Below are 567 nucleotides of genomic sequence, written 5' to 3' on the forward strand. Positions count from 1 at the left end.
GCTAAGGCACCGGCGGCGGGAATCGCCGCGGCGGCCGCGGCGGCGGCCTCGGCGCGTTCGCGAGCCCGACGCAAACGCGGCGCCCGAATCAAGGACCCCGCCCCCCAACACATGGACATGAACTCCACCGTCGACCCCGACTTTTCCGAACCCGCAGTGCGGGCAACGGCGACTGTGGGGGCCTCCGGGCGCGGTGCGGGACAACTCGGATTCACCGGCACCGTACCCAAAACAACCTCGACCACAACAGCCGCAGGTCTAATCGAACGCGAAAACACGGCCGACTCGATCGATGGCACCCGCACCATGCCCATGCTCCCCACCACCTGGGGCACCGACCCCGAACACACCCCGCCCGCGCCCGACGACAGCGGACCCCCCGGGGAAAGGGGGGCAAGCACCTGAACGGCCACAAACAACCAAAATTAAGACAACACAACATGATTGAGGAGAGGTTCATATGAGTTTGCTTGATGCACACATCCCGGCTTTGGTGGCCGCTGAGGGCACCTTCGGGGCCAAGACCGCACTGATGCGTTCCACGATTTCCCAAGCCGAGACCGCCGC

1 protein-coding gene and 1 pseudogene are annotated in these 567 nt (G+C 65.6%); both read left to right on the top strand.

Going from position 1 to position 567, the window contains the following annotated elements; genetic code table 11:
* On the top strand, window positions 1-405 hold a 405-nt coding region (locus MLB1_RS23910), incomplete at its 5' end, for a hypothetical protein (protein WP_180752356.1).
* 55 nt (window positions 406-460) lie between these two features.
* Window positions 461-567, top strand: a pseudogene (locus tag MLB1_RS23915) (type VII secretion protein EsxS); the annotation flags it as partial.

Origin of the sequence: Mycobacteroides sp. LB1, from assembly GCF_013449725.1 — a bacterium.
In the GTDB taxonomy this organism is placed as follows: domain Bacteria; phylum Actinomycetota; class Actinomycetes; order Mycobacteriales; family Mycobacteriaceae; genus Mycobacterium.